This is a genomic window from Variovorax sp. JS1663 (genome assembly GCF_002157355.1).
Taxonomy (GTDB): domain Bacteria; phylum Pseudomonadota; class Gammaproteobacteria; order Burkholderiales; family Burkholderiaceae_C; genus Variovorax.
This window is the reverse complement of sequence record NZ_LYMK01000048.1, coordinates 1-19403: the sequence shown is the minus strand read 5'-3', so window position 1 is coordinate 19403 and position 19403 is coordinate 1. Positions and strand designations below refer to the sequence as shown.

The following is a 19403-nucleotide window of genomic DNA, read 5'->3' as shown; positions in this document are numbered from 1 at the left end:
CTTCGGCCTTACATGCCCACGTAGTTCGGCCCACCGCCCCCCTCGGGCGTGACCCACACGATGTTCTGCGTCGGGTCCTTGATGTCGCAGGTCTTGCAGTGCACGCAGTTCTGCGCGTTGATCTGCAGCCGCGGCTTGCCGCCTTCGCCATCGACGAACTCGTAGACGCCGGCCGGGCAGTAGCGGCTCTCCGGCCCCGCGTACTCGGGCAGGTTGATCTGCGTGGGCACGGCTGCGTTCTTCAGCGTCAGGTGCGCCGGCTGGTTTTCCTCGTGGTTGGTGTTGCTGATGAACACCGAGGAGAGGCGATCGAAGGTGAGCTTGCCGTCCGGCTTCGGGTAGGCAATCTTCTTGCAGGCCGCGGCCTTCTTCAGCCGCTCGTTGTCGGGCTGGTTCCGGTGGATGGTCCAGGGGATGTGGCCGCGCAGCACGTACTGCTCGATGCCGGTCATCAGGGTGCCCACCGTCAGGCCCTTCTTGAACCACTGCTTGAAGTTGCGCGCGCGGTGAAGCTCCTTGTGCAGCCAGCTCTTCTGGAAGGCGGCCGGATAGGCCGCGAGCTCGTCGTGCTGGCGGCCGGCCATCACGGCGTCGTAGGCCGCCTCGGCAGCCTGCATGCCGGTCTTGATGGCGGCATGGCTGCCCTTGATGCGGCTCGCATTCAGGTAGCCGGCGTCGTCGCCCACCAGCGCGCCGCCGGGAAAGACGGTCTTGGGCAGCGAGAGCAGGCCGCCCGCGGTGATGGCGCGCGCGCCGTAGGAGATGCGCTTGGCCGGCTTCAGGCCCTTGTCCTGGCCCTCGAAGTACCAGCGGATGTTGGGGTGGGTCTTGAAGCGCTGGAACTCCTCGAAGGGGCTCATGTGCGGGTTCTGGTAGTCCAGGCCCACCACGAAGCCGACGATGACCTGGTTGTTCTCGGCGTGGTACAGGAAAGAGCCGCCATAGGTGTCGGGCGGCAGCGGCCAGCCGGCGGTATGCACGGCCAGGCCGGGCTCGTGGCGGGCGGGGTCGATTTCCCACAGCTCCTTGATGCCGATGCCGTAGCTCTGCGGATCCTTGCCGGCATCCAGCTTGTACTTCGCGATCAGCTGGCGGCCCAGGTGGCCGCGGCATCCCTCGGCGAAGATGGTGTACTTGGCGTGCAGCTCCATGCCGAGCTGGAAGCTGTCGGTGGGCTGCCCGTCCTTGCCGATGCCCATGTTGCCGGTCGCCACGCCACGCACCTTGCCGTCGTCGGTGTAGAGGATCTCGGCGGCGGGGAAGCCGGCGAAGATCTCCACGCCGAGGGCCTCGGCCTGCTGGGCGAGCCACTTGACCACGTTGCCCAGGCTGACGATGTAGTTGCCCTCGTTGTGGAAGTTCTTGGGCAGGAGGAAGTTGGGGGTGCGGTAGGCACTGGTCTCGCTGAGGATCAGGAAGGTGTCCTGCGTGACCGGCTGGTTGAGCGGGGCGCCTTGCTCTTCCCAGTCGGGCAACAACTCGTACAGCGCGCGCGGGTCCATGATGGCGCCGGAGAGGATGTGGGCGCCGGGCTCCGAGCCCTTCTCGAGCACCACCACCGAGATGTCCTTGCCGTGCGAGGCGGCCAGCTGCTTGAGGTGGATGGCGGTGGCCAGGCCACCCGGCCCTGCCCCGACCACGACCACGTCGTATTCCATGGCTTCGCGGGGACCGTACTGGGCGAGGATTTCGTCGTGGGTCATCTGGGGGTCTCGTCGATAATGATTTTGGGAGGGCGAGGCGCCGCAATAGGGCCGGGCCATTTTATGCGGCGCCTTATGCCTGTCCGGAATGTCGCTTACTACGCCACGGGGGCGGTTTCCATGTCATACAGCATCGATCTTTCGGGCCGCGTTGCCTTCGTCACCGGCGCATCCAGCGGGCTCGGCGCGCAGTTCGCCAAGACCCTGGCCCGCGCCGGCGCGGCGGTGGTGCTGGCCAGCCGCCATACCGACCGGCTCAAGGAATTGCGCGCGCGCATCGAGGGCGAGGGCGGCGATGCCCACGTAGTGGAGTTGGACGCCGGCGACATCGGCAGCATCAAGGCCGCGGTGGCGCGCGCCGAGACCGAGGTCGGGCCGATCGACGTGCTGGTCAACCACGCGGGCGTCAGCACCACCCAGCGCCTGGAAGAGGTCAAGCCCGAGGACTACGACTTCATCTTCGACGCCAACGTCAAGGCGGCCTTCTTCGTCGCCCAGGAAGTCGGCAAGCGCATGCTGGCCCGCGCCCGGGGCGCGGCGCCCGGCACCTACGTCGGCGGGCGCATCATCAACATCGCCTCGGCGGCGGCGCTGAAGGTCATTCCCAAGATCGGCGTCTATTGCATGAGCAAGGCCGCGGTGGTGCAGATGACCAAGGCGATGGCGCTCGAATGGGGGCGCTTCGGCATCAACGTCAACGTGCTGTGCCCCGGCTACATCACGACCGACATCAACGAGGAGCACTGGAGCTCCGACGATGGACAGAAGCTGGTCGGCGGCCTGCCGCGCAAGCGCCTGGGCCGGCCGGAAGACCTCGACGGGCTGATCGTGCTGCTGGCCAGCGGCCAGAGCCATTTCGTCAACGGCGCGGTGATCGCGGCCGACGACGGGTACGCGCTCTGAGCCCGGGCGCCGTCATCGGCCTCGCGGCGGGGCTGGCCGCGGGCGCGCTCTGGGGCCTGGTGTTCGTGGCGCCGCGCATGGTGGGCCATTTCGGCATGGTGGACATCACGGCCGCGCGCTTCATCGTCTTCGGCGTGGTCTCGGGCCTGGCGCTCGGATGGCGACCGCCCGAGCGGCGCTGGCCCGACGCGCGCCAGGCGCTCACGGTGCTGGGCCTGAGCGGGCTGGGCTTCAGCGGCTACTACCTGCTGCTGGCCTTCGCGATCGTCCAGGCGGGCACGGAGGTGCCGAGCCTGATCATCGGCACCATCCCGGTCTGGATGATGCTGCTGGGCCGGCCCGCGGGCCTGCGCCTGGGCGCGTTGCTGCCCGGGCTGGTGCTGACCGCCGCCGGCATCGGCCTGATGGTCTGGTCCGCCTGGCCCCAGGACGCGCTGGACGGCATCGGCGGCGCGGCGCGCCCGCATTTCGGATGGGGCCTGGCGCTGGCCGTGCTCGCGATGGCGAGCTGGACTGCCTTCGGCCTGCTCAATGCCGCCTGGCTGAAGCGGCATCCAGAGGTGCATGCCGCCGACTGGACCAACTGGCTGGGCATCGCCACCGGCCTGGGCGCCCTGGTGCTGTGGCTGGTGGCCGGCTCGGACCTCGCCACCCTGCGCGCGCAGCCGGATGGAGGGCTGTTCGTGCTGCTGGCGCTGGCCGGCGGCCTGGGCTCCTCCTGGCTGGCCACGGTGCTCTGGAGTGTCGCCAGCCAGCGCCTGTCGGCCAGCCTGTGCGGGCAGCTGATCGTGAGCGAGACCCTGTTCGCCTTGCTCTATTCCTTCCTCTGGGACGGGCGCTGGCCGCACGCGAGCGAGCTCGCGGCGGCGCTGCTCTTCGTCCTGGGCATCCTCGCATCCATCAAGGCACACCGATGAGAATCGACATCCCCGAAGCCAAGAAGCGGGTCTACGAAATGACCATCCCCATCCGCTGGGGCGACATGGACGCGATGGGCCATCTCAACAACGCCAGTTACTTCCGGTTCCTGGAGACGGCGCGCATCGACTGGTTCCATTCGCTCGGCACCGTACCCAGGCCCGAGGGCGAGGGCATGGTGATCGTGAACGCCTTCTGCAACTTCTACCGGCAGCTCGAGTACCCGGGCGACGTGCTGATCAGGATGTACGTCAGCGACCCCGGCCGCACCACCTTCGAGAGCTGGGCCACCATGGCCCGCACGGATGCGCCCGACGTGATCTGCGCGGCGGGTGGGGCGACCACGATCTGGGTGGACGTCGTCAAGCAGAAGGCGCTGCCGCTGCCGGACTGGCTGCGGGCTATCGTGAGCTGAGCGGATGCGTGGGAGGGCGCCGACGCCCTCGGGCCGCTTCACTGCAGCACCGCTTCGTGGTCCAGATCGGCGGTGTCGGTGAAACAGAGCATGGTCACCGTTATCGACCGGCTCAGCTGGGCCACCTTCGATGCGCAGGCCGGCGGCCTGGGCGAGGCCTTCAGGCCGCGTTCAGCACGATCCGCGCCTCGAAACCGGTGGCCGCCCCAGGGGGCGGCGAGTACAGCTCGAGCCGGGACCCGTGCTTCTCGACGATGGTGTTCACGATCGACAGCCCCAGCCCGTAGCCCGCCTTGTCCGAGCTGTGGCGCACGTGGCGCTGCTGCAGGGTGTGAAGCTGTTCCTGCCCGACTCCGGGCCCGAAGTCGCGCACCGCCAGGGTGCCGGGCGACATCACTTCGATCACCACGCGCCCCCGGCCGTAGCGCAGGGCGTTCTCCACCAGGTTGCGCAGCGCGATGGCCAGGGCGTCGACGTCGCCGAGCACGGCCACGGGCGACTCGCTCTCGGGCAGTTTCAGCGACAGCCGCTCGTTGGCGCTCGTGCCCTTCCAGAACTCCTCCGCCACCGCGCCGGCCAGCTGCACCAGGTTGACCCGGGTGCGCGTCAGCGAGGCGCCGGACTCGGCCCGCGACAGCTGCAGCAGCTTCTCGGCGCGGTGGCCGAGCGTGTGCAGCGCATCCAGCGCGGCCTCGACGTCGTTGCGCCGCAGCTCGTGCTCCAGCGCGGTCTGCAGCCGCAGCCGGGCGGCTGCGAGCGGGGAGCGCAGCTCATGGGCCGCGTTGGCTGCCAGGGCCCGCTCGACGTCGAGCGCGTGCGACAGCCGCTGCAGCAGCCGGTTGACGTCCTCGCCCACCGAGTGCAGCTCGCGCGGCAGGCCGAGGAGCAGGATTGGCCGCAGGTCAGAGCCGTTGCGCTGGGCGATCTCGCTAGCCAGCGACTGCAGGCCGCGCAGCTCCGTGCGCGCCACGTTGCGCAGCACCAGCGCCAGCAGGGGCAGCACCGCCATCAGCGGGATGATCAGGCCCAGCAGCGTGCGGTTGAGCGCCGTGCGGCGCTCGTCCAGCGGGTCGGCCACCTGGAAGTACAGGTCGAGCGTGGGATGGCGCACGGTGAAGATGCGCCAGGCCTCGCTGTCGGCGAAGCCAGGGGCCAGCGGCACGTCGAAGGCGTTGGCAGGCGCCTCGGACGAGCGCAGCAGCACGCGCTCGTGCAGGTCCACCACCTGGTACAGCACCGCATCGGTCGGGAAGAGCTGCGGCAGCGCGATCAGCGGCCGGGCCGGGTCCGCGCCTTCTCCCCGCTGGGCGCGCTCGGTGCGCAGCGTGCCGAGCTCGTGCACCGCGGTGTCGAACATGCGGTGAGCGACTTCCGCCAGTTCGTTGTCGAAGTTGTGGTTGATCTCGCGGTCCACGTACCAGACCACGCCCAGCACGCACAGCAGCCAGACGCCGCCCACCCACACGATCAGCGTGCGCGTCAGCCGGCCGGCCAGCGATTCTCGCGCACCGGCCTCGGCCGCGGCCGGCGGCAGGAGACCGAGCTTCATTCGTCTTCTTCCTCGGGCGAGAACGAGAGCCGGTAGCCCAGGCCGCGCAGCGTCTGGATGTGGTTGCGCCCGAGCTTGCGGCGCAGGCGGCTGATGAACACCTCCAGCGTGTTGCTGTCGGCCTCGTCGCCGAAGCCGTAGAGCGCGTCGGCCAGGTTGTCGCGCGTGTGGATGCGCTCGGGCCGCGTGGCCATCACCCGCAGCAGCGCCCATTCCTTCTGGGTGAGCGTGACCGGCAGGCCGTTCTTGCGCACCAGGTCGCGCGCCAGGTCGATCTCGAGCGCGCCGAACTGCAGCACCGGCGTGCTGGCGCTGCTGCGGCGGCGCTCGACCGCGCGCAGGCGCGCCAGCAGTTCGGCGGGGTCGTAGGGCTTGATCAGGTAGTCGTCGGCGCCGGCGTCCAGGCCGCGGATGCGGTCGGTGACCTGGTCGCGCGCGGTCAGCACGATCACGATCGGCCGGTCGCGCAGCGCACGCACGTCCGGCAGCAGCGAGAGGCCGTCGCCATCAGGCAGGTGCAGGTCGAGCAGCACGGACGCGTACTGCACCGCCGCCAGCGCGGCGCGCGCCTGCGCCAGGCTCGGCGCCACGTCCACCACGAAGGCCTTGGCCTCGAGGTAGCTGCAGACGGCGCCGGCCAGCGCAGCATCGTCCTCGACCAGCAATATGCGCACCTTGGCTGTCCTCTCGTCAAAGCACCCGAGTCTAGTGCGCCTTGATGGCGCTTCAGGCTGCGTTCATGCCACGGCTCTAGCCTTCGACGCTTCATGTTCCGTGTCTCGATTGCCCGTCCCGTCACCTGGACCTTCCTTTCGCTCCTGCTGATCCTGGCCTGGGATGCGAGCGGCCTCGATCTTCCGCTGGCCCGCCTGGCGGGAACGCCGATGGGCTTCCCCTGGCGGGACAACTGGTTTCTCGTGCATGTCGTGCACGAGGGCGCAAGGGCGCTGAGCTGGCTGCTCCTGATCGCATTGGCGCTCGCGATCCGCTGGCCCTTCGGCTTCCTGCGGCGCCTGCCGGTGCGCGAGCGCATTCAACTGACGCTCGGCGTGCTGGCCAGCGTGCTGCTCGTGTCGCTCGTGAAGCAGGCGAGCGCGACGAGCTGTCCATGGGACCTGAAGGTCTTCGGCGGGGTCGCGCAGCACGTGTCGCACTGGGCCTGGGGCCTGCGGGACGGCGGCCCCGGCGGCTGCTTTCCGGCCGGCCATGCGTCGGCGGGCTTCGCCTTCGTGAGCGGCTGGTTCGTGCTTCGGCGCAGGTCGCATTCGGTGGCTGGCGCATGGCTGGCCTGCGCCTTGGTGGCCGGGCTGGTGCTCGGGCTGGGGCAACAACTGCGCGGCGCGCACTACGTGAGCCATACGCTGTGGACCGCCTGGCTGTGCTGGATGGCCGGGCTGCTCCTCGACCTGCTGATGCATCGCTCGCGAGTTCGCCGGGCAGCCGCAGCGCTCCATCCCAAGCTGAACGAAAGCTGAGCGGGCCATTCAGCGAGTTTTCAGTCCCGTTTTCCAGACTCGGGCGATGCCTTTCTCGAATGCCCGGTCTTCCGCCTTTCACGAGCCCGCTGTCCTTGTCTCCCCTCCGCTGGCGCCAGCGGAATCCGCCATTCCCTTGTGGCGGCGCGTCGATGCCTGGCTGACGCAGCCTCGCTCGGCGCGCAGCGTGGTGGTCTGGCTGAGCGTCTACCTGGCGCTGGTCGCCAACTGGCCCCTCTGGAACGAGCTGGCCCGCCTCGGCGGCGCACCCAGCGTGTACCTGCCCTCGATCGCGCTGATGGCGCTGCTCACCGTCTGCGGCACCGTTGCGCTGCTGGCGCTCAGCGCGTGGACGCACTGGATGAAGCCGCTCTGGCTGGCGGTGGTGGTGGTGGCGGCGGTGGCGGAGCATTTCATGCTGAGCTACCACGCGGTCATGGACCCGACCATGCTGGCCAACGCGATGCAGACCGACCTGCACGAAGCGCGAGACCTGATGAGCTGGCGCCTGCTGCTGCGGGTGCTGCTGGTCACGGCCGCGCCTGCCTGGGTGCTGTGGCGCATGCGTATCCCGCCCATGGGCCTGCTGTCGCAGGCTTGGCGCAACGCGCTGCTGCTGCTGGCGGCAGTCGCGCTGGCCGCCGGTGCTGCGCTGGCGATGAACCGGCAGCTCGCCCCGCTGATGCGCAACAACGTGACTCTGCGCTACATGATCAACCCCCTGGCCAGCATCTACTCGGCGAGTGCCGTGGCCCTCAGGCCCCTGTTCGCGCGCAGCAGGAAGCTGATCCCCGTGGCCGGCGGCGCGGTCCTCGGGGCCAGCTATGCCGCCCAGGCCCGGCCGCCGCTGTTCCTGTTGGTGGTGGGCGAGACCGCGCGGGCCGACCATTTCGGCCTCAACGGCTATGCGCGCGGCACCACGCCGGCGCTGGCGGCGCGCCGGGTGCTGTCCTGGCATGACGTCCATTCCTGCGGCACCAACACGCTGGCCTCGGTGCCCTGCATGTTCTCGCCCCTGGGCAAGACGGCCTTCGAGGGCCGCAAGGACGACTACGAGAACCTGATGGACGTGCTGCAGGCCGCCGGCCTGGCCGTCTTCTGGCTCGACAACCAACCCGGCGGCTGCAAGGGCGTGTGCGACCGCGTCCCGCATGCCTTTGCCGCCGACCAGCTCGAACCGGCCATGAAGAGCGCGCTGTGCGATGGCGACGAATGCCTGGACGACGCGATGCTCAAGGGCCTGGACCAGCGCCTGGCCGCGCTGCCGGCCGAGCGTCGCGCCAGGGGCGTGGTGCTGGTGATGCACCAGATGGGCAGCCATGGCCCGGCCTACTACAAGCGCTCATCGCCGGATGCCAAGCGCTTCCTGCCCGAGTGCAAGACCAACGCACTGGCGGAGTGCAGCCATGCGGAGCTGGTCAACGCCTTCGACAACTCGATCGCCTACACCGACCGCTTCCTGGGCCAGGCCATCGATTGGCTGCAGGCGCAGTCAGGGCGCTACGACCCGGCCTTGCTCTACCTGAGCGATCATGGCGAGTCGCTGGGCGAATACGGGTTGTTCCTGCATGGCGTGCCCTATGGCTTTGCGCCGGAGGTGCAGAAGCACATCCCGATGGTGATGTGGTTCGGGCCGCACACGCGCGAGCGTGCAGGTCTGTCGCAGGCATGCATGGAGGCGGGGCTGGACAAGCCGCTGACGCACGACAACCTGTACCACACGGTCCTGGGGCTGATGGATGTGAAGACCTCGAGCTACAAGGGCCGCCTCGATGCGCTGGCCTCCTGCCGCGAATCTACTTCTTCGCCCTGGGCACTCGCCCCAGCAGATAGAACTCTGCATTCGGCTGCATCCCGCTGAAGCTCGCCATCCGGTTGGACAGCCCGAAGAAGGCGGTGATGGCCGCGATGTCCCAGATGTCCTCGTCGCTGAACCCGTGCGCGTGCAGCGGCGGGAAGTCGCTCTCGTCGATCTCGTGCGACCGCTCGCAGACCTTCATCGCGAATTCCAGCATCGCGTACTGCCGCGGCGTGATGTCCGCCTTGCGCCAGTTGACCGCCACCTGGTCCGCCACCAGCGGCTTCTTCTCGTAGATGCGAAGCAGCGCGCCGTGTGCGACCACGCAATAGAGGCAGCGGTTCACTGCGCTGGTGGCGGTGACGATCATCTCGCGATCGCCCTTGGTGAGGGAGCCTTCCTCCTTCAGCATCAGCGCGTCGTGATACGCGAAGAAGGCGCGCCACTCGGCCGGCCGGCGGGCGAGGGCGAGGAAGACGTTGGGGACGAAGCCGGATTTCTCCTGCACTTCCAGTACCTTGGCGCGGATGTCCTCGGGCAGGTTGTCGAGCTCGGTGAGCGGGTAGCGTGCGGGGGTCATGCTGTCTCCGTTGGCTGTGTTCTTCGGCTGCCCATGATAGGCAGGGAACGCGCAGGGCGCCCCTCGCCTAGGACCGGGCCGTCGCGCCGCCTGCGTCCAGGACCGCCTGCGCGCTCTCGTCCTTGAGCGCCACGCCGGTGAGGCCTCGGCGCAGCGATTCGCGGATGAACCAGGCCAGCCGGAAGGCCGCAACATCGCAGGGCAGACCCTCGGGCCGCACGTTGGAGATGCAGTTGCGCTCCGCGTCGTTGCGGCCGCGCCGCGGATCGTGGGTGAGGTAGATGCCCAGGCTGTCGGGTGAGCTCAGACCCGGTCGCTCGCCGATCAGCATCACGGCGAGCCGGGCGCCGAGCGCTTCGCCGATCTCGTCGGCGAGAGCGACGCGGGCCTGCGTCGCGATCACGATCGGCGCGAGCGTCAGGGAATCGGGCAGCAGCGGCTGCAGCGCGGCCAGCAAGGGCACGGGGTGCCGGCCCGCTGCCAGGGCGGACAGACCGTCGCCGATCACGAGGCACAGGTCGCAAGGCCCCTTCGCAGCGGCGCGCAGCCGCGCGGCGTCCTCGTCATCGAGCCGGCGGCCGAGGTCGGGGCGGCGCAGGTAGCTGGCGCGGTCGGGCGCGCGGCTGCGTGCCTGCTGCACCTCCCAGCCCGCGAGGCGCAGTGTGTTTTCAAGCGCCTGCACATCGAGGACCGCATGAACCGCATCCCTCGCCATCGCATGCGCCCAGCCGAAGCGCAGCACCTCGTCGGTTGGCATACCGGCGCCCGCGCGTCCCAGTGCCAGGCGCGCCGGCGTCGCTTGGCGCCATTCGGCCCAGGGGCTCGGCGTGACGATGTCTTCGCTGCTCATGCCAGTGCCTTGAGTGAACGCATGTCCGCCAGCAGCCGGTTGGCGCCGGGCGGCAGCAGGCGGCCGCTGCCGTCGGTGATGCGCATGCGCTGCAGCCAGGCCTCGAACTCGGGCGCGCGCTTCAGGCCCAGGGTCTCGCGCAGGAAGAGGGCATCGTGGAAGGAGGTGCTCTGGTAGTTGAGCATCACGTCGTCCGCGCCCGGTACGCCCATGATGAAGCTGATGCCGGCGGTGCCCAGCAGCACCAGCAGCGTGTCCATGTCGTCCTGGTCGGCCTCGGCATGGTTGGTGTAGCAGACGTCGCAACCCAGTGGCAGGCCCATGAGCTTGCCGCAGAAATGATCCTCCAGTCCCGCGCGGATGATCTGCTTGCCGTCGTAGAGGTACTCCGGCCCGATGAAGCCGACCACGGTGTTGATCAGGAATGGCTGGTAGCGCCGCGCCAGCGCATAGGCGCGGGCCTCGCAGGTCTGCTGGTCGACACCGAAGTTCGCATCGGCCGACAGGGCCGATCCCTGGCCGGTCTCGAAGTACATGACATTGCGGCCCAGCGTGCCGCGCGCGAGCGACTGCGCCGCCGCGTGGGCCTCGTCCAGCAGCTCGGGTGTGATGCCGAAGGAGCGGTTGGCCTTTTCGGTGCCGGCGATGGACTGGAACACCAGGTCCACCGGCACGCCGGACCCGATCAGCTTCAGCGTGTGGGTGACGTGGGTCAGCACGCAGCTCTGGGTCGGCACTTCGAAGCGCTGGATCAACTCGTCGAGCATGCGCAGCAGGTCGCCCAGGTGCTGCAGGCTGTCGGAGACGGGGTTGATGCCGATCACCGCATCGCCTGCGCCCATCAGCAGTCCGTCGAGCATGGAAGCCGCAATGCCGCGCGGATCGTCGGTCGGGTGGTTGGGCTGCAGCCGCACCGCGAGATGGCCGGGCAGGCCGATGGTGTCGCGAAAGCGCGTCAGCACGCGGCACTTGCGCGCGACCGCGACCAGGTCCTGGTTGCGCATCAGCTTGGAGGCGGCGGCGACCATCTCGGGCGTGAGGCCCGGCGCGAGGGCGGCCAGGGTGTCCGCATCCGCCTGCGCCGACAGCAGCCAGTTGCGGAAGTCGCCCACGGTCAGGTGGGCCACGGGCGCGAAGGCGGCGGCATCGTGGCCGTCGATGATCAGGCGCGTGATGTCGTCTTCCTCGTAGGGAATCAGCGCCTCCTGCAGGAACTGCTTGAGCGGCGTCTGCGCCAGCACATGACGCGCCGCCATGCGCTGCTGCGCGCTGACCGCGGCGATGCCGGCCAGTTCGTCGCCCGAGCGCGCGGGGCTGGCGACGGCCATGACCTGGCGCAGGTCCTTGAAATCGAAGACCTGTGAATCGAGGGTGGTGCGGTAGCGCATCGCGGTGGGGAACTGCTCAGCCCAGGGTGGACAGCATCTTGTCGGGCACCGCCGCAGCGCGCTGTGCCGCCGTGAGCCTGAAGTAGCCGTAGGCCAAGGCCATCAGCACGAGGAACAGCAGCGTCAGCCTGCCGTTGAACCAGACCATCGCGCCCAGGCACACCAGCCCGAGCCCGAAGGCGATGGCTGGGAAGACCGGGTAGAAGGGCGCCCGGTAGGGCCGCGGCAGGCCGGGCTCGCTGCGGCGCAGCTTGAAGAGCGCCGCCATGGAGATGAGGTACATCGTGATCGCGCCCAGCACCGACATGGTGACGATGTTGGCGGTGAGCGTCTGCCCGCCGAACTGCACCCACTCGTCGCTGAAGATGGCGACGATGCCGATCACGCCGCCGGCCACCAGCGCCCGGTGCGGCGTGTCGAAGCGCGGGCTCAGCGCCGCGAAGGTGGCCGGCAGGTAGCCGGCGCGCGCCAGCGCGAAGATCTGGCGCGAATAGCCCATGATGATTCCGTGGAAGGAGGCGATCAGCCCGAACAGGCCGATCCACACCAGCATGTGCAGCCAGCCGCTGTCGTTGCCCACCACCGCCTTCATCGCCTGGGGCAGCGGGTCGTTGATGTTGGCGAGCTGGCGCCAGTCGCCCACGCCGCCGGCGAAGATCATCACGCCGAAGGCCAGCACCACCAGCGTGAGGATGCCCGTGATGTAGGCCAGCGGGATGGTGCGCTGCGGATCGCGCGCCTCCTCCGCCGCCATGGCCGCGCCCTCGATGGCCAGGAAGAACCAGATCGCGAAGGGGATGGACGCGAAGATGCCCGGGATGGCCGCGCTGCTGAACTGGCTGCTGCCCGACCAGCCGTTGGCGACGAAGTTCGCCAGCGACCAGCCCGGCGCGACCACGCCCATGAACACCAGCAGCTCGAAGATCGCCAGCACCGTCACGAAGAGCTCGAAGGCCGCGGCGATCCCGACGCCGATCCAGTTCAGCCCGATGAAGACGAAGTAGGCGCCGAGCGCGAACCACTTCGGATTGATGCCGGGGAACTGCACGTTCAGGTACGCCCCGATGGCCAGCGCGATCGCCGGCGGCGCGAACACGAACTCCACCAACGTCGCGAAGCCGGCGATGAAGCCGCCGTTGGGCCCGAAGGCACGCCGCGCATAGGCGAAGGGGCCGCCGGCATGCGGAATGGCGGTGGACAGCTCGGTGAAGCTGAAGATGAAGGTGGTGTACATGGCCGCGACCAGCACGGTGGCGACCAGGAAGCCCAGCGTGCCGGCGCTGTTCCAGCCGTAGCTCCAGCCGAAGTACTCGCCCGAGATCACCAGCCCGACGGCGATGCCCCAGAGCTGGACGGGGCCGAGCACTTTCTTCAGGCCTGTGGACATGCGCGCACTCCTTGGGTCGAGGGATGGTCCTTCAGCAAGAGCGATGCCATGGTGGCACGCACCGCAATAATGGACCGTTTTCAACCAACCCGGGAGACCCCCACGTGCGTTCCTTCTTTCGTTCTACAGCCGCTGCCCTCGCTGCCTTCTGCCTGGTGCCCGCCGCACTGGCGCAGGGCGCGCCCGTCACCACCCCCAGCGGGCTGATCTACCAGTCGCTCAAGGAAGGCACCGGCGCCTCGCCCGCCGCCACCGACGTGGTGAAGGTGCACTACCGCGGCACCTTCCCCGACAGTGGCAAGGAATTCGACAGCTCCTACAAGCGCAACGAGCCCACCGAGTTCCCGCTCAACGGCGTGATCCCCTGCTGGACCGAGGGCGTGCAGAAGATGAAGGTCGGCGGCAAGGCCAAGCTGACCTGCCCGCCGGCCATCGCCTACGGCACGCGCGGCGCGGGCGGGGTGATTCCGCCCAATGCCACGCTCAACTTCGAGGTCGAGCTGATCTCGATCGGCAAGCGCTGAAGCCGGGGGGGGGGCCGGCTCGCCGCTTGTCAGATCTGGGCCGAGCCGCCGTCGACGAAGAGCTCGATGCCGTTGACGAAGCTGCTGTCGGACGGCCGGCCCGAGGGCCGGCGCCGCCGCGTGCCTATTTCGCCCGCAGGAACTCGCCCACCTCCAGCAGCACCAGCTCGTTGTCGTCCGCCTTGTTCGGCTCGCGGCTGCTGGAGAAGGGCAGGTTGTTGTCGTTGCCCACCACGATGTGCGTGGCATCCACCACGTCCACGTTCTCGATGGTGAAGAAGGGGAAGCCCAGCACGCCTTCCACCGTGGGCTTGCGCGCGAGCCGGTTCGGGTCGGCGATCTGCAGCAGGTCGATGTAGCCGATCTTGCGCACCGGCTGGCCCACGTTGGCGTCGCTCATCTCGATCTTGTAGACGCGCTTGAACTTCGCAAGGTCGTGGAAGCAGTCGGCGCGCTTCTGGCCTTCGGGGCATGCCTTGTCCGGCGTGCCTTCGCCGTTGTCGCGCTCGATCACCAGGCCGGTGGTGGCGTCGATCATGTTGAAGTCGCCGATGGCATGGCCGTTCGCCTCCAGCGGATACTTCCAGTGGCGGCCGGTCCATTTCTCGCTGGCGACGTCGAACTCCAGCACGCGCAGCGCCTCCTTGCCGTCGATGCGCTCGTAGTCCTTGGCCTCGGCATTCCACACAGGGCCTTCGAGCAGCGCGTAGAGCTTGCTGCCGTCCTTCGAGGCCGCCATGCCCTCGAACCCCTTGGAGCGCTTGACCTGGAAGTCCACCGGCCCGCCGGGCGCGCCCGGGGTGGTCACGGCCGGGTGGTCGGGCGAGCGCACGGCCTTGCCGTCGACCTGGGTCTCGAATAACGCCAGCACCTTGCCCTTGAGGTCGGCCTTGATCAGGTAGGGGCCGAACTCCTCGCCGATCCACAACGCGCCGCCGGCGAACTGGAAGCTCTCGGGATCGAAGTCGGAGCCCGTGAGGTAGCGCTGCTTCGTGCCCTCGTGGACGATGCGGAAGGGCACCTTCCTGTCCGGATCGTGCAGGAACACGGTGCCCAGGCGGTTGAACCGGCCGCTCTTGAAGTCCACCTTGTAGTGGTTCAGGTAGAGCATGAAGTCCGGCGAATTGGCCTTGGCGCCGGCGCCGTTGTCGGTGAGGATCCAGAAGCTGCCGTCCTCCATCTTCTTGATGCCCGACTGGCCCTGGATCGGCTGGCCCTTGAAGGGCAGCGAGACGCCGGTGCCGCGGCCGCCCGACTGGCCCTCGACACTGCCGATCTGCTCGACGCGCTTGCCGGTGGTGAACTTGCCGCTGACCTGCAGGTCAGCCGGCGCGTCCTTGGGCGCCGGGATGAAGCTCTGGGCCGGCATCAGCGCATGGCCGGCCAGCGTGGCGGGGTAGGCGGTCTGGGCCGACGCGGGGCCGCAGGCCAGTGCGGCGGCGATGGCGAGGAGGGACAGGGAGGCGAGGCGCTTCATGTTTCGGGGCGTTGCTGTTGACAAAGCTCCCGACGATGCCGAGCGCCGGTGACGCCGGCATGACACCGGCAACCGCTATTTCGCGTCGCTGTAGACGGTCGCGCGTGACACGCCCATGTGCGCAGCCGCGATCTCCATGCCACGGCGGATGTCGAGGAAGCCGGCCTGCCGGAGTTCCTGAAGGAGCTGCTTGCGCTCCGCCGGCTTGAGGGTGCGTGCACTGGTGGCACGCGCCGCGGCGAAGGCGTCGATGCGCCCGCAGATGCGTTCGGCGTGGCTGGCGTCCAGCGTCTCGGTGATCTCGCTCGACTCGATCCGGCCGAACTGCGCGATCGCGGCCTGCAGCCCCTGGAACAGCGTGAGATCGATGTTCAGGCACAGCGCGGCCACGTATTCGCCGCTCTCGTCCTTGATGCCGATCGAGGTGCTCTTCACCTTGCGGCCGTCGGCGAACTGGTTGGCGTAGTTGGCGACGACGGCGGGGTAGTCCGGGTCGCCGATGCGCGCCAGGCCCAGCTCGGTCACTGGCTGGCCCACCTGGCGGCCGCTCAGGTTGTTCTCGATCGCGAAGATGGCCTTCTTCGGGTGGCTCAGGTCGTGCACCACCACCTCGCAGAAAGGAGCGAAGGTCTTCGCCAGGCCCTGGGCGATGGTCCGGAGTTCCGCCAGCATGGGGCGGTCGGGCTTCTTCTTCCTGCGTGTCGGCATGCGTTGAGTATCCAGCATTGGATGAAATGTCTGAGAAGTAAGAAGCGTTTAATTCGAGAGCCAGGCTTTGAACTCGGATTGAACTTTCCCCTGCTGTTGCGTCTTCGGAAGCGTGGCTATGATCGCGCGCACTAAAAAAACAAACCCAAAAGGGGAGGAAATCATGATCACCTGCTCCAGTACATCGCCTTCGGCGGTGCTTTGACTGCCAATGCTGGCGTCGCCTGGATTCGCTCAACGTCCAGAACACCCTGCTGCAGATGCTGCCTGCCGGCAAGCGTAGCAGCGATGGAGTTGCCCAGACGTTCAACGTCAGCAACGCCTACTGCCCTCGGACAGGACCACGCTTTCGCGTCCGTAGCGCTCTCCGGTGCCAATTTCGTCGTAACCAATGGAGTCAAGCTTGATGAAAGCACGCATTCCCTATCGTCGGCTATCCGCAGCGCTGCTTGGCTTAAGTCTGCTCGTGAGTGCCTGCAGCAATGGCTCTGGCACACCTCGCCTGAGCGAGCGGCAAGTCAAGGCGCAGGCCATGTTTGCTGAACGCTGCAAGACGGCCGGCGAGAAGATTCACAAAACTGTGGAAAACGTTGAGGGAATCTATCTACTCAAGTTGCGGCCTGATGAAATCAATCGCGGAGATCAGTTCGCTCTCGATGATCCATATGGGAAAGATTCCGCAGCTGAAGGCTACATCGAGGGCCTCCTGAGAGGGAGCTATCAAGCTGATCCAACAGCATCAAAAAACTCTCCTTCACCGCCCCACGGGTACCTATTTGTTGAAGCAATTGACCCCAAAGACGCCAAGCGCTATCGCTTCACTGGTCGGATGGAGGAGCCGTGGCAAACAAACAAGGCCTATCTCAAGGGCTTCAAGCGCTTCGTACTCGAGAAGGCGCCAGCGACCGGTCTGATGCCTCGATATGGTCTGACGTATGACGATATCTCGACAGGAGAAGAACGTGACTACTGGATCGCCGGTAGTTCGCTCAAGGTCATTGATCTGCAAACCAACGAGGTGCTCGCAGAGCGCATTGGCTACATGATGGACTGGGCGCAGGGAAGTCGAGTTGGCGGCCGTGCCCCCTGGCTAATGGCCGCTGATACTGCCTGTCCGGCATTCGCGTCGCGCCATGGCTTCGTAGCCCAGAGAGGGCAAACGTTGAGGTTTGTCGAAAAAGTTCTCAAGCCGTCAACTTACTGAACCAGAAGAAGGGAACCGAGAAAAATGATCAACACTACTCTGACCATCGCTGACTACCTCAAGTACGCCGAGCTTCAGATGGCTGCAGAAGCATTTTTACGCAAAGAGGAAAAGAGCGAGACATCCTATGTCGGAACGAAGTTGACAGATGCTCTGGTCGAAGGAAATGGGCACGCCAGCGTCTTTGCAAGGCAGCGAGCCACCGAGTTCGAGAAGCACTGGGAAGCCGTAGACCAGCAAGCCAACACCTCCACCGGCTTCAGCGGCACGCTATTCAGATGCATCCAGGACGATCCTGCAACAGGAGCCAAGGCGGGCGAACTCGTCATGTCCTTCCGCAGCACCGAGTTCATCGACGATGCCGCCCGCGACAACCAGGCCACCAACGCCCTGGAGATCGCAGCCACCGGCTACGCCTGGGGCCAGATCCGCGACATGGAGTCCTGGTACCAGAGCCTCAAGGACCGCGGCCTGCTTCCGCCCGGCCAGACCTTCGCCGTCACCGGCTACAGCCTCGGCGGACATCTGGCCACCGTGTTCAACCTGCTGCATGGCCCCAATGCGCCCGTGGCCGATCAGGCCGACATCGGCCAGGTCGTCACCTTCAACGGCGCCGGCGTGGGCGGCTTCGACGAAAGCATCGGACTGAAGTCATTGGTACAACAGTTCAGCGCCGACTCCACCCGCAGCCCGGACTTTGCGGATGACGCGCTCGCACAGATCTACATGCGTGCCAAGACTGCGCTTGCAGCGGGCCAGGAGGTGGCCAACAGCGATCTGGCCGCGCTCAAAGCCCTTTCCAATCCCCCGCCCGACAGCGGCCTGACGGTCGATGCCCAGACCAGGCAGCAGGCCAATTGGGTCATCGCTGCCATCACCCGCATCGACATCATCCGCGGCGAAGTCGATCGCCTGGCCACCCGTGTCGGCAGCGGCGACGGCAAAACCCCCGTGCAATGGCTCGACAGCCAGATCGCCCAGGAAAGCCTGGACTACCAGATGGCCCTGCTCAAGGCCAGCGCGCACACCGACGCCGCCAGCCTGCTCAAAGGCCTCGTTCTGACCTACGGCGGCAAGGCCTACCTCGGCACAAGGCCAGACAACCAGTTCGACGTCGTGGGCGACACCAGCCCCTCGGCCGTGTCGAACTCGCAGTGGCACATCGGCAAGGACGTGAGAGTCTTCATCGAAGACCAGCCGCTGCTGCGCGGCGACGTGGTCCGCGCTGCAATCACCGAATCGTTCAGGTACGCCAACGTCAAACTGCTGGTCGACGGCTATGCAAGAAGCGATTTTGGCGACACCCACAGCCTCGTGCTGATCGTGGATTCGCTCAACGTCCAGAACACGCTGCTGCAGATGCTGCCCAGCGACCAGCGCAGCGGTGAACAAGCGGTCAACGCGCTCAACGGCATCCTGCGCAGTGCCTCCAATCTGGTCGAGGTCGATGGCGACGCGGCGGTCGGTGGTGGCCAGGGCAAGGCCGAAGGCGACGTGCTGGAGAACGTGGTCAATGCGCTGGCCGATCTGGCGCTGGGACCGACCAGCCAGCCGCGCCTGAAGGGCTCTCCGGAGGGCAACAGCTGGCATCTGACGGAAGACAAGGGCGGCTATACCGGACGCGACACCTTCTACGGCGTGCTGCAGCAAATTCGGCAGAGCGATCTCTACAAGAAGGCTGCCGCGGGAGAGATCTCGCTGGCGCTGGCCGCGAGCGGCGGCGACCTGGCCTCCAAGGCCCACACCGACTTCGGTGCATTCGCTGCCTTGTACGGCTTGAGCTCCTTCGCGTTCACGTCCAGCGTGCCGGACGCGCTCGAAGCCATCGTCGGCGCTGCATGGGGTTCGGTCTACGCCGACTGGCAGGCCGACAAGGCGGCACTGGCGAGCGGCGCTTCGCCGAGCCAGCTTCGCATCAGCGATCAGTGGCTGAGCGACCGCGCGGCGCTCCTGGAGCGCAAGAACTATCTCGGCACTGCCGATGCCAGCTACGACAGGTCTGCCTTCGGTGCCCATGGCCAGCAGGCGGCCCAGTTCGACGGCGAAGACATCGTCTGGGAGGACCGGCAAAGCGGGCTGAAGATCCAGCGCGCCAACACCAACCAGGTCACGAGCATCACCGAGAGCACGAGGTACGTGCGCTTCGGCAGCGATGGCAGTGACACCGATCTCGTCGGCGGGCGGCGCGAAGACCGCCTCTACGGCGGCACCGGCAACGACACCCTCAACGGCGGCAAGGGCAACGACTACCTCGAAGGCGGCACCGGCACCGACACCTACGTCATCGCCCCCGACAGCGGCCGAGACATCATCCTCGATGCCGACGACCAGGGCACCATCCAGCTTGCCGGCCGCTCCTTGACTGGCGCGGGCGAACTCGTCACCAGCGCCAGCACCACCCAGCCCTACACCATCTGGCACGACGACAGCAGCGCCGCGCAGCCCATCCGCTACAGCCTCAACACGCAGACCAAGGAACTCACCATCACCGGTGCCGGCAGCACCGTCGTCGTCAAGGACTTCG

The 19403-nt window shown here is 67.4% G+C and carries 16 protein-coding genes and 1 pseudogene; 8 read left to right on the top strand and 9 right to left on the bottom strand.

Translation table 11 applies throughout. The features are described from left to right. Positions 1–8: 8 nt before the first annotated feature. Positions 9–1703, bottom strand: coding sequence for an electron transfer flavoprotein-ubiquinone oxidoreductase (locus A8M77_RS28745; RefSeq protein ID WP_086924885.1), 1695 nt, complete (start codon positions 1701–1703; stop codon positions 9–11). 120 nt (positions 1704–1823) lie between these two features. Here A8M77_RS28745 and A8M77_RS28740 point away from each other — a divergent pair, with 120 nt between their 5' ends. From A8M77_RS28740 to A8M77_RS28730, 3 genes are all read left to right on the top strand, one after another. Further along, the gene (locus A8M77_RS28740; protein WP_086924884.1) at positions 1824–2606 is read left to right on the top strand and encodes an SDR family oxidoreductase; all 783 of its coding nucleotides are present in this window, start codon (positions 1824–1826) and stop codon (positions 2604–2606) included. A gap of 77 nt (positions 2607–2683) precedes the next feature. Next, a complete protein-coding gene (locus A8M77_RS28735) occupies positions 2684–3523 on the top strand; it encodes a DMT family transporter (RefSeq protein ID WP_443272903.1) in 840 nt (279 codons plus the stop codon). Continuing rightward, entirely contained in the window at positions 3520–3939 is a 420-nt protein-coding gene (locus tag A8M77_RS28730) for an acyl-CoA thioesterase (protein WP_086924883.1), read from the top strand. Before A8M77_RS28735 ends, A8M77_RS28730 begins: the two co-directional genes overlap by 4 nt. Before the next feature lie 160 nt (positions 3940–4099). Here A8M77_RS28730 and A8M77_RS28725 read toward each other — a convergent pair whose 3' ends face one another. Both A8M77_RS28725 and A8M77_RS28720 read right to left on the bottom strand, forming a co-directional pair. Continuing rightward, positions 4100–5488: a sensor histidine kinase gene (locus tag A8M77_RS28725; RefSeq protein WP_086924882.1), complete on the bottom strand. Its 1389-nt coding sequence runs from the start codon at positions 5486–5488 to the stop codon at positions 4100–4102. Further along, complete coding sequence (locus tag A8M77_RS28720; RefSeq protein ID WP_086924881.1) at positions 5485–6162, bottom strand: response regulator; 678 nt, start codon at positions 6160–6162, stop codon at positions 5485–5487. The genes A8M77_RS28725 and A8M77_RS28720 overlap by 4 nt, the downstream gene beginning before the upstream one ends. 93 nt (positions 6163–6255) lie before the next feature. Here A8M77_RS28720 and A8M77_RS28715 point away from each other — a divergent pair, with 93 nt between their 5' ends. Together A8M77_RS28715 and A8M77_RS28710 are read left to right on the top strand one after the other, a co-directional pair. Beyond that, a complete protein-coding gene (locus A8M77_RS28715; protein WP_086924880.1) occupies positions 6256–6963 on the top strand; it encodes a phosphatase PAP2 family protein in 708 nt (235 codons plus the stop codon). A 46-nt stretch (positions 6964–7009) separates the two neighbouring features. Next, a complete protein-coding gene (locus A8M77_RS28710; RefSeq protein ID WP_086924879.1) occupies positions 7010–8824 on the top strand; it encodes a phosphoethanolamine transferase in 1815 nt (604 codons plus the stop codon). Here A8M77_RS28710 and A8M77_RS28705 read toward each other — a convergent pair. The 4 genes from A8M77_RS28705 to eat all read right to left on the bottom strand — a co-directional run bounded on the left by A8M77_RS28705 (position 8760) and on the right by eat (position 12966). Then, positions 8760–9341 carry a peroxidase-related enzyme gene (locus A8M77_RS28705; RefSeq protein WP_086924878.1) on the bottom strand — a complete coding sequence of 194 codons (582 nt, stop codon included), beginning with the start codon at positions 9339–9341 and terminating at the stop codon, positions 8760–8762. The genes A8M77_RS28710 and A8M77_RS28705 overlap by 65 nt on opposite strands. A 67-nt stretch (positions 9342–9408) precedes the next feature. Beyond that, on the bottom strand, positions 9409–10191 hold the full coding sequence (gene eutC / locus A8M77_RS28700) for an ethanolamine ammonia-lyase subunit EutC (protein WP_086924877.1): 783 nt from the start codon (positions 10189–10191) through the stop codon (positions 9409–9411). Next, a complete protein-coding gene (locus tag A8M77_RS28695; protein ID WP_086924876.1) occupies positions 10188–11579 on the bottom strand; it encodes an ethanolamine ammonia-lyase subunit EutB in 1392 nt (463 codons plus the stop codon). The genes eutC and A8M77_RS28695 overlap by 4 nt, the downstream gene beginning before the upstream one ends. Positions 11580–11595: 16 nt before the next feature. Continuing rightward, the gene (eat, locus tag A8M77_RS28690; RefSeq protein ID WP_086924875.1) at positions 11596–12966 is read right to left on the bottom strand and encodes an ethanolamine permease; all 1371 of its coding nucleotides are present in this window, start codon (positions 12964–12966) and stop codon (positions 11596–11598) included. A 104-nt stretch (positions 12967–13070) separates the two neighbouring features. Here eat and A8M77_RS28685 point away from each other — a divergent pair, with 104 nt between their 5' ends. Next, positions 13071–13490, top strand: a complete 420-nt coding sequence (locus A8M77_RS28685; RefSeq protein WP_086924874.1) for an FKBP-type peptidyl-prolyl cis-trans isomerase — start codon at positions 13071–13073, stop codon at positions 13488–13490. A gap of 124 nt (positions 13491–13614) precedes the next feature. Here the strand turns inward: A8M77_RS28685 and A8M77_RS28680 are convergent, their stop codons facing one another. Together A8M77_RS28680 and A8M77_RS28675 are read right to left on the bottom strand one after the other, a co-directional pair. Further along, complete coding sequence (locus A8M77_RS28680) at positions 13615–14967, bottom strand: esterase-like activity of phytase family protein (protein ID WP_086924873.1); 1353 nt, start codon at positions 14965–14967, stop codon at positions 13615–13617. Positions 14968–15042: 75 nt separating this feature from the next. Further along, a complete protein-coding gene (locus tag A8M77_RS28675) occupies positions 15043–15675 on the bottom strand; it encodes a helix-turn-helix transcriptional regulator (protein WP_202820670.1) in 633 nt (210 codons plus the stop codon). Positions 15676–16081: 406 nt separating this feature from the next. On the opposite strand from A8M77_RS28675, the gene A8M77_RS35620 reads away from it, so the two are divergent. Next, positions 16082–16879 (top strand): hypothetical protein, encoded by a 798-nt coding sequence (locus A8M77_RS35620; RefSeq protein WP_143694793.1) that lies wholly within the window; start codon positions 16082–16084, stop codon positions 16877–16879. 141 nt (positions 16880–17020) lie between these two features. After that, positions 17021–19403 (top strand): annotated as a pseudogene (locus A8M77_RS37305) (hypothetical protein); the annotation flags it as partial.